Here is an 8,448-nt window from a genome sequence, read left to right as displayed (position 1 = left end):
GTTCAACTCCACCTCCTCGATCTCCTCGACACCGACATCGGACAGACCCGCTGGCCACAGACCTGAAACGGTGACCCGCGAAGTCCGGGTCTAGGTCTTCCCAAGCCTGCTCCGGGGCCTGGGGCCGCACAAGTGTCGCCCCGGGCCGCCGGTCTGTCGAGAACACGGTACGCCCGCCCGCCCGACCGGCGGATGTACCGGGTGACAATGGCCGCGACAAGAGAGGAACGGTACGCCGGTGCAGTGGACCTTGGTCATACCCCTCAAGCCCTTGGCGTTGGCCAAGAGCAGGCTCGCGGACACCGCTGCCGACGGGCTGCGCCCGGGGCTCGCCCTGGCCTTCGCCGAGGACACCGTGGCGGCCGCGCTGGCATCGCCTGCGGTGCGGGATGTGGCCGTGGTCACGGACGACGCGCTGGCCGGACGCGCTCTGGCGGCCCTGGGCGCCCGGATCGTCGCCGACGAGCCGCGCACGGGCCTCAACGCCGCCCTGGCCCACGGAGCGGGCGCCGTGCGCGCCGTGCGCCCCGATGCTCCGCTCGCCGCCCTCAACGCCGATCTCCCTTCCCTGCGCCCGTCGGAATTGGCCCGGGTTCTGGACGCGGCCGCGGAATTCCCGCGCGCCTTTCTCCCGGATGCGGCCGCAATCGGCACGACGCTGCTCGCCGTCGCCCCGGGCCGTGAATTGCTCCCGGCATTCGGCGCGCATTCCCGCGCGCGTCACCACGCCTCCGGAGCCGTGGAACTCCGTCTCGACGCGGTGGATTCGGTACGCCAGGACGTGGACACCGGCGAGGATCTGCGAGCGGCGCTCGCGCTGGGCGTGGGGCCCCGGACGGCCGCGGCGGCCGCGCGCCTGCTGATCCCCGGGCAGTAGGCTGCCGCCATGCAGGCGACCGCATACACGTACGACCCCGACACGCGCAGCGGACAGGTGCTGCTGGACGACGGGACACCGATGCCGTTCGACGCTTCGGCGTTCGACGCGGGCGGGCTGCGACTGCTGCGGCCCGGGCAGCGGGTGCGGATCGAGGTGGACGAGGCGGAGGGGCCGAAGGCGAGTCCCCGGATCACCCTCGTGACGCTCCAGACGTTCTGAGGCGGCTCCCGGCGCGGGCCCTCCCGGACACGCCGCGGGCCGGACTCCGAGAGGGGGTCCGGCCCGGCGCGTGAGTGCCCCTGCTGCCCTACGCCTGGCGGGCGGTGGCCTTCTTGGCGGTGGTCTTGCGGGCGGTCGACTTCCTGGCCGGGGCCTTCTTGGCCGTCGCCTTCTTCGCCGGGGCCTTCTTGGCCGCCGTCTTCTTGGCCGCGGCGGACTTGGCGGTGGTGGTCTTCTTGGCCGCCGCCGTCGTCTTCGTGGTGGCGGCCTTCTTCGTCGTCGTCTTCTTGGCGGTGGCCGTGGTCTTCTTGGCGGCCGCCGTCGTCTTCTTCGCCGGGGCGGCCTTCTTCGCGGCGGCCGACGCCCTCTTGGCCGGGGCGGCCTTCTTCGCCGCGGCCTTCTTGACCGTCGCGGAGGCACCGCCGGTCAGGCTGCCCTTGGGGGCCTTCTTGACGGCGACCTCGCCGCCGCGCGGGAGCTTCTTCGAGCCGCTCACCAGGTCCTTGAAGCCCTGGCCGGCGCGGAAGCGCGGCACGGACGTCTTCTTGACCCGAACCCGCTCGCCCGTCTGGGGGTTGCGAGCGTAGCGGGCCGGCCGGTCGACCTTCTCGAACGAACCGAAGCCGGTGACCGAGACCCGGTCGCCGGCGACGGTCGCGCGGACGATGGCGTCCAGGACCGCGTCGACCGCCTCGGCGGCCTGCTGGCGGCCGCCCAGCTTGTCGGCAATCGCTTCTACGAGCTGCGCCTTGTTCACGTCTTCCCCTTCGGAGGCATTAGCCAGAACGAAAGTGTTCAAGCTTTTTCGCACGTTAGGCAGATATATACCGCAAATCAAACACGAAACGGGCTAATCACCCTTGTGCCGCAACGAAATCGGCGGCTCCGGAGGCGATCAGCGGTCCTCTTCGGGCATTCGCCCCTCGTCGAGGTCCGCCATGAACCGCTCCAGACGCCTTGTCGCATCGGCGAGATCGTGCTTGGCCGCGGCCGTAATGACCAGCAGCTTCCGGGTCAGCGCCATCCGTACGCCCTCCGGGACTTGCAGTGCGCGCACTGTTGTGTGCGCTTCCTTGAGTCGGTTCGCGACCGCCGTATAGAGCTCGAGTTGGCCGTCGTGTTCCATGCACAGATTGTGCCATCTGGGGCGAGTTGTCGCCCGCTCAGGGGGCAACTGCCGCCCCAAACGGCCGTCCGAGCCCTTCCGGCGGTTGCGTCCGCACAGAGCGCGTACCCCGGCAACACCAGCTCTAACGTGGGAAGTTGGGAGGAACGGCGAAGATTTACGGGGCCGAACGGGTGCAGACACAGCCGTACCCCCGATCGGTCCGATCGGGGGTACGGCGGGGGTGTCGCGGTGGCCGAAACTCGACCTGCCCAGGTCTTCCGGGGGCCTCCGGGTCAGACCTGGAGCGTGCTCGGCTTGTACGACGGGCGCTTGGCCTCGTACTCGGCGATGTCGCCCTCGTTCTGGAGGGTGATGGAGATGTCGTCCAGCCCGTTCAGCAGCCGCCAGCGGGAGTTCTCGTCCAGCTCGAAGGAGGCCGTGATGCCCTCGGCGCGCACCTCGCGGGCCTCGAGGTCGACGGTGATCTCGGCCTGCGGGTCGTTCTCGGAGAGTTCCTGGAGCGCGTCCACGGTCTGCTGCTCCAGAACCACGGTGAGCAGGCCGTTCTTCAGCGAGTTGCCGCGGAAGATGTCGGCGAACCGGGACGAGATCACGGTCTTGAAGCCGTAGTTCTGCAGCGCCCACACGGCGTGCTCACGGGAGGAGCCGGTGCCGAAGTCGGGGCCGGCGACCAGGACCGTGGCGCCCTGCCGCTCGGGGCGGTTGAGGATGAAGTTCTCGTCCTTGCGCCAGGCCTCGAACAGCCCGTCCTCGAACCCGTCCCGCGTGACCTTCTTGAGCCAGTGAGCAGGGATGATCTGGTCGGTGTCGACGTTGGAGCGGCGCAGCGGGACGGCCCGGCCGGTGTGCGTGGTGAATGCTTCCATGACTGATCAGACTCCAGCGGGCGTACGGGTCTCGGCGTCGGACAGGTCGGCCGGGGAGGCCAGGTGGCCCAGGACGGCCGTGGCGGCCGCGACCTGCGGCGACACCAGGTGCGTCCGACCGCCCTTGCCCTGCCGGCCCTCGAAGTTGCGGTTGGAGGTCGACGCGGAGCGCTCACCCGGGGCCAGCTGGTCGGGGTTCATGCCCAGGCACATCGAACAGCCCGCGTGCCGCCATTCGGCGCCGGCCTCCTTGAAGACGGCGTCCAGGCCCTCGGAGACGGCCTGCAGACCGACCCGCACCGAGCCGGGGACGACCAGCATCCGTACGCCGTCGGCGACTTTGCGGCTCCGTACGATCTCGGCGGCGGCGCGCAGGTCCTCGATGCGCCCGTTGGTGCAGGAGCCTACGAAGACGGTGTCCACCTTGATGGAGCGCAGCGGCTGCCCGGCCTCCAACCCCATGTATTCCAGGGCCTTTTCGGCGGCGAGGCGCTCCGAAGCGTCTTCGTACGAAGCAGGGTCGGGGACGTCCGCCGAAAGCGGCGCGCCCTGGCCGGGGTTGGTGCCCCAGGTGACGAACGGCGCGAGCGCCGCGCCGTCGATGACGACCTCGGCGTCGAACTCGGCGTCGTCGTCCGTCCTGAGCGTCTTCCAGTACTCGACCGCGGCGTCCCAGTCCTCGCCCTCGGGGGCGTGGGCGCGGCCCTTGAGGTACGCGAAGGTGGTCTCGTCGGGGGCGATCATGCCCGCGCGGGCGCCGGCCTCGATCGACATGTTGCAGATGGTCATCCGGGCCTCCATCGAGAGCTTCTCGATGGCGGAGCCGCGGTACTCCAGGATGTAGCCCTGGCCGCCGCCGGTGCCGATCTTGGCGATGATCGCCAGGATCAGGTCCTTGGCGGTGACGCCGTCGGGCAGTTCGCCCTCGACCGTGATGGCCATGGTCTTGGGGCGGGCCAGCGGCAGCGTCTGGGTGGCCAGCACATGCTCGACCTGCGAGGTGCCGATGCCGAACGCCAGCGCGCCGAAGGCGCCGTGCGTGGAGGTGTGCGAGTCGCCGCAGACCACGGTGGTGCCGGGCTGGGTCAGTCCCAGCTGGGGGCCCACGACGTGGACGACGCCCTGCTCGACGTCGCCGAGCGGGTGCAGCCGCACGCCGAACTCGGCGCAGTTCTTGCGCAGCGTCTCCAGCTGGGCGCGGGAGACCGGGTCGGCGATCGGCTTGTCGATGTCGAGGGTCGGGGTGTTGTGGTCCTCGGTGGCGATGGTGAGGTCGAGCCGGCGCACCGGGCGGCCGGCCTGCCGCAGCCCGTCGAAGGCCTGCGGGCTGGTCACCTCGTGCAGAAGGTGCAGATCGATGAAGAGGAGGTCGGGCTCGCCCTCGGCGCGCCGGACGACGTGGTCGTCCCAGACCTTCTCCGCGAGTGTCCTACCCATCGCTTTCCCTCCGGCCGGCAGAACTGCGCCGGCCCAACTAGAGATCTTGTGGAGGCGACGCCCTCGCCCCTGTACCCGGGCATCCGCCGCCAGGCCCGTTGGTCCGCGGGCCACCATGAGTCCAAGGGTTGCGCGTCTCACGGAAAAATGAACTTGCGTTTCACAGAGTGAGACGGGAGTATCGTTGCATGGACAACAGTAGCGGCGTCGGCGTCCTGGACAAGGCAGCCCTTGTCCTGAGCGCCCTGGAGTCCGGTCCGGCCACCCTCGCAGGCTTGGTCGCAGCCACCGGACTCGCACGACCCACGGCCCACCGGCTGGCCGTGGCTTTGGAACACCACCGTATGGTGGCGCGCGACATGCAGGGCCGGTTCATTCTGGGCCCCCGGCTCGCCGAGCTGGCCGCAGCCGCCGGCGAGGACCGGCTGCTGGCCACCGCGGGCCCGGTGCTCACGCACCTTCGTGACATCACGGGCGAGAGCGCGCAGCTCTACCGACGCCAGGGCGACATGCGTATCTGCGTGGCCGCGGCGGAACGCCTGTCCGGCCTTCGGGACACGGTCCCGGTCGGTTCCACGCTCACGATGAAGGCCGGCTCCTCGGCCCAGATCCTGATGGCCTGGGAGGAGCCCGAGCGCCTGCACCGCGGCCTCCAGGGCGCGCGCTTCACGGCGACCGCCCTGTCGGGCGTGCGCCGCCGCGGCTGGGCGCAGTCCATCGGCGAGCGCGAGCCGGGCGTCGCGTCCGTCTCGGCCCCCGTCCGCGGCCCCTCCAACCGCGTGGTGGCCGCCGTCTCCGTCTCGGGCCCGATCGAGCGGCTGACCCGCCACCCGGGCCGGATGCACGCCCAGGCGATCATCGACGCGGCGGCGCGGCTGTCGGAGGCCCTGCGCCGCACGGGTTGAGCGGAGTGCCCCCCTTCGGGCGAGAGCCGGCCTCAACGCCGCGGCAGGCTCTTCCCGAAGACCGGGCTCGGACGCTCGTCACCCTCTCGGACGCTTTTCGAGCGCTCAGACAGTCTTCGAGGACCGGTACGCGTACCGGTCCTTCGCGTATCTCCCCCGCTCCCCCAACGGCACCTGCCCGTGCGCGGCCGCGAGGCCGAAGGCCGGCATGTCCCCGTAGATCGACTCGTAGGACCCCTCCGGCGCGATGTACGCCTCGTGCCAGATGCCCACGTGCCCCCGGACCTTCCCTTCCCGGTCCAGGCGGTTGACCTTCGCCCACGCCTTGTGGTGGAACGCGTCGGGCGCGCCCGCGTAGGCGTAGAGCTTCTCCTTGGACTCCCAGTACTGGACGACGTAGTACGTCCGCGGCGAGGCCGTCAGCAGCACCCGGGAGAGCAGACCGCGCCCCGGATCCTTCTTCAGCTCCGCGAGCATGCGGAACATGGCCAGCATGACCGGCACCCACTGGTGCACGGCCCAGAAGTGGTTGACGCGCATCCCGATCAACAGGACGACCGCGTCCCCACGGGCGTTCGCGGTGGTGAGGCTCACAGCCATGCTTGGATAGTGCCGCTAACCAATGAAGGGCGCAAGACATTGCGACTGGCCGAACTGAGCGCACGCAGCGGGGTGTCCACCGCGACGATCAAGTACTACCTGCGCGAGGGCCTGTTGCCGCCCGGCCGCCAGCTCAACCTGACGACCGCCGAGTACGACGAGGAACACCTGCGCAGACTGCGGCTGGTGCGCGCGATGATCCAGGTGGGCGGGCTGCCGGTGGCCACGGTCCGCGAGGTGCTCGGACACGTCGACGACGACTCGCTGGGCCGCACGATCCGGCTCGGCGCGGCCCTGTGGTCGCTGCCCCAGGTCCGCGAGCCGGACACGGACGACGACCATGTGCGCGCCGCCCATCTGGAGGCCGACGAACTGCTGCGCACCCTGGGCTGGTCGAACGCCCGGTTGTTGACGACGATCTCCCCCGCCTGCCGTTCGCTGGTGGTGTCGGTGGCCGCGCTGCGCCGGCTCGGCTACGAGTGGGACGCCGAACTCCTGGTGTCCTACGCCAAGTTGATGCATCGGGCGGCCGTGCTCGACCTGGACTTCGTGGAGACGCGGGAGTCGGAGGCGGAGCGGATCGAGGCGGCGGTGCTGGGCGCGATCCTCGTCGAGCCGATGCTTCAGGCGCTGCACCGGCTGGCCCAGGAGGAGGAGTCGGCGCGGCGGTACGGCTTCGAGTGAGCCGGCTGTCAGCCGGACGCCCCCTGGCTCACGGACACGGCGAAGGCCCCCCACCGAAGTGGAGGGCCTTCCCTGATGCGTACCCCCGACCGGATTCGAACCGGCGCTACCGCCTTGAGAGGGCGGCGTGCTAGGCCGCTACACAACGGGGGCGTGGACACTGCGTTTCCGCAGGTCGGAGCTGGTCTACCTGGACTCGAACCAAGAATGACGGTACCAGAAACCGTAGTGTTGCCAATTACACCATAGACCAATGTGGTTTAAACCAGTTCGTACCCCCGACCGGATTCGAACCGGCGCTACCGCCTTGAGAGGGCGGCGTGCTAGGCCGCTACACAACGGGGGCCCTAGCAGTTCCGACATGATCGGAACCAGTACCCCCGACCGGATTCGAACCGGCGCTACTGCCTTGAGAGGGCAGCGTGCTAGGCCGCTACACAACGGGGGCTTTGTGGAATCGATCTCCACGTGCGCAGATGAGCTCTGCGAGCTGGCCTACCTGGACTCGAACCAAGACTAACTGAACCAGAATCAGTCGTGCTGCCAATTACACCATAGGCCACTGGAACGCAAGCCCCGTAGGGGTTCTTGTTCTAGTTTCGCTCCTCCGGTTCCGGCCTTTCGGCCCGCTCTCCGGCGGCGCAGGAAGAACATTACCCGAAGGTGGACTGCGCTCCAAAACGGGTATCCGCGCCGAGGATCGCGGGGAGTTCGGCGAGGCTGGCGATCCGGTGCCGCCCCGCGGGGACCTCCACGGCCGCCGTACCGCCGTAGCGGTCGATCCACACCGAGAGCAGTCCGGCGTCGGCGCTGCCCCGTCCGTCGATCTCCGGGTGGTCGCCCACGTAGGCCACTTCGTGCGGGGGCAGGGAGAGCGCCTCGCAGGCGGCGAGGAAGGCGCCGGCCTCCGGCTTGGAGACGCCGAGGTCGACGGCGCACAGGATGGTCTCGAAGCGGTCGTGGACGCCGAGCACGCGCAGCTTGTGGTTCTGGACCTCCAGGCTGGAGTTGGAGAGCACCGCGTGGCGGTGGCTGGCGGCGAGGAGGTCGAGGACGGGCAGCACGTCCGGGAAGAGCGACCAGGCGGCCTCGTAGTGCGCGCGGTACCGCAGGAACCAGTCGTCGGCCTCCGCGTCGGTCATCTCGCGGCCCAGGAACACCCGTACCCGGTCCCGGCGCTGGTCCTCGAAGGTGATCCCGCCCGCCGAGAACCGCTCCCACTGCTGGTCGGTGACCTCGCGCCATCGCGTCAGCGCCTGCTCCGCGGTCCCGAACCGGTCCAGCAGCCCCTCGGCCACCAGATAGGACCGCATGCCCTCACGATCCGCGGAGGTGTAGTCGAAGAGGGTGTCGTCCACGTCCCAGACCACGGCGCGAATGCTCATGCCTCCGACGGTATCGCGGGCTGGCACACTGAAGGGCATGACCGAGTACCGCGTCCAGTTCACCGTCGAAGCGCGTACGGCGTACGACAGCCTGCCCGGCGAGCGTCAGGCCCAGTTGGACAAGGCCGTGCGGATACTGGCGCGTGATCCCTTCCGTAAGGTCGCGACGGCGCAGCTCGGCCCCGACGAGCATCTGCGGAAGGCGTACGTGGCCCCCGGCGTGATGCTGGAGTACATGGTCGCGGGAGCCGTCATGGTGGTCGTCGTCCTGGAGATCTTCGACGAGTTCGCGTACCTGATCGACGAGAGCGACGCGGGCTGAGGCGAAGGCCGAAGGGGCGGC

11 protein-coding genes and 5 tRNA genes are annotated in these 8,448 nt (G+C 69.7%); 5 read left to right on the top strand and 11 right to left on the bottom strand.

What is annotated here, in order from left to right:
• Positions 1–238: 238 nt before the first annotated feature.
• Together cofC and AB0J04_RS12175 are read left to right on the top strand one after the other, a co-directional pair.
• Complete coding sequence (cofC, locus tag AB0J04_RS12180; RefSeq protein ID WP_363168266.1) at positions 239–877, top strand: 2-phospho-L-lactate guanylyltransferase; 639 nt, start codon at positions 239–241, stop codon at positions 875–877.
• A 9-nt stretch (positions 878–886) separates the two neighbouring features.
• Complete coding sequence (locus AB0J04_RS12175; protein WP_363168265.1) at positions 887–1,099, top strand: hypothetical protein; 213 nt, start codon at positions 887–889, stop codon at positions 1,097–1,099.
• 88 nt (positions 1,100–1,187) lie between these two features.
• On the opposite strand, the gene AB0J04_RS12170 is transcribed toward AB0J04_RS12175, so the two are convergent.
• The 4 genes from AB0J04_RS12170 to leuC all read right to left on the bottom strand — a co-directional run bounded on the left by AB0J04_RS12170 (position 1,188) and on the right by leuC (position 4,531).
• A complete protein-coding gene (locus AB0J04_RS12170) occupies positions 1,188–1,856 on the bottom strand; it encodes an HU family DNA-binding protein (RefSeq protein WP_363168264.1) in 669 nt (222 codons plus the stop codon).
• A 138-nt stretch (positions 1,857–1,994) separates the two neighbouring features.
• Positions 1,995–2,225, bottom strand: a complete 231-nt coding sequence (locus AB0J04_RS12165) for a hypothetical protein (RefSeq protein WP_351911663.1) — start codon at positions 2,223–2,225, stop codon at positions 1,995–1,997.
• A 275-nt stretch (positions 2,226–2,500) separates the two neighbouring features.
• Positions 2,501–3,094 (bottom strand): 3-isopropylmalate dehydratase small subunit, encoded by a 594-nt coding sequence (gene leuD / locus AB0J04_RS12160; RefSeq protein ID WP_363168262.1) that lies wholly within the window; start codon positions 3,092–3,094, stop codon positions 2,501–2,503.
• A 6-nt stretch (positions 3,095–3,100) separates the two neighbouring features.
• Positions 3,101–4,531 (bottom strand): 3-isopropylmalate dehydratase large subunit, encoded by a 1,431-nt coding sequence (gene leuC, locus AB0J04_RS12155; RefSeq protein ID WP_363168261.1) that lies wholly within the window; start codon positions 4,529–4,531, stop codon positions 3,101–3,103.
• A 188-nt stretch (positions 4,532–4,719) separates the two neighbouring features.
• On the opposite strand from leuC, the gene ndgR reads away from it, so the two are divergent.
• Positions 4,720–5,436, top strand: coding sequence for an IclR family transcriptional regulator NdgR (ndgR, locus tag AB0J04_RS12150; RefSeq protein WP_267027425.1), 717 nt, complete (start codon positions 4,720–4,722; stop codon positions 5,434–5,436).
• A 105-nt stretch (positions 5,437–5,541) separates the two neighbouring features.
• On the opposite strand, the gene AB0J04_RS12145 is transcribed toward ndgR, so the two are convergent.
• Positions 5,542–6,036 (bottom strand): DUF4188 domain-containing protein, encoded by a 495-nt coding sequence (locus AB0J04_RS12145; RefSeq protein ID WP_363168260.1) that lies wholly within the window; start codon positions 6,034–6,036, stop codon positions 5,542–5,544.
• Positions 6,037–6,075: 39 nt separating this feature from the next.
• Here AB0J04_RS12145 and AB0J04_RS12140 point away from each other — a divergent pair, with 39 nt between their 5' ends.
• A complete protein-coding gene (locus AB0J04_RS12140) occupies positions 6,076–6,720 on the top strand; it encodes a MerR family transcriptional regulator (protein ID WP_363168271.1) in 645 nt (214 codons plus the stop codon).
• Between the two features lie 80 nt (positions 6,721–6,800).
• On the opposite strand, the gene AB0J04_RS12135 is transcribed toward AB0J04_RS12140, so the two are convergent.
• From AB0J04_RS12135 to AB0J04_RS12110, 6 genes are all read right to left on the bottom strand, one after another.
• A tRNA-Glu gene (locus tag AB0J04_RS12135) sits at positions 6,801–6,873 on the bottom strand.
• Positions 6,874–6,901: 28 nt separating this feature from the next.
• A tRNA-Gln gene (locus AB0J04_RS12130) sits at positions 6,902–6,973 on the bottom strand.
• Between the two features lie 20 nt (positions 6,974–6,993).
• Positions 6,994–7,066: transfer RNA gene (locus AB0J04_RS12125), tRNA-Glu, on the bottom strand.
• Between the two features lie 29 nt (positions 7,067–7,095).
• A tRNA-Glu gene (locus AB0J04_RS12120) sits at positions 7,096–7,168 on the bottom strand.
• A 42-nt stretch (positions 7,169–7,210) separates the two neighbouring features.
• Positions 7,211–7,282 (bottom strand) — tRNA-Gln (locus AB0J04_RS12115).
• Between the two features lie 91 nt (positions 7,283–7,373).
• A complete protein-coding gene (locus tag AB0J04_RS12110) occupies positions 7,374–8,105 on the bottom strand; it encodes an HAD family hydrolase (RefSeq protein WP_363168259.1) in 732 nt (243 codons plus the stop codon).
• Positions 8,106–8,142: 37 nt separating this feature from the next.
• Here AB0J04_RS12110 and AB0J04_RS12105 point away from each other — a divergent pair, with 37 nt between their 5' ends.
• The gene (locus AB0J04_RS12105; RefSeq protein ID WP_363168258.1) at positions 8,143–8,427 is read left to right on the top strand and encodes a hypothetical protein; all 285 of its coding nucleotides are present in this window, start codon (positions 8,143–8,145) and stop codon (positions 8,425–8,427) included.
• Positions 8,428–8,448: the final 21 nt, after the last annotated feature.

The organism is Streptomyces sp. NPDC050263 (genome assembly GCF_040655955.1).
In the GTDB taxonomy this organism is placed as follows: Bacteria; Actinomycetota; Actinomycetes; order Streptomycetales; family Streptomycetaceae; genus Streptomyces.
This window is presented reverse-complemented; position numbering and strand designations above follow the sequence as displayed.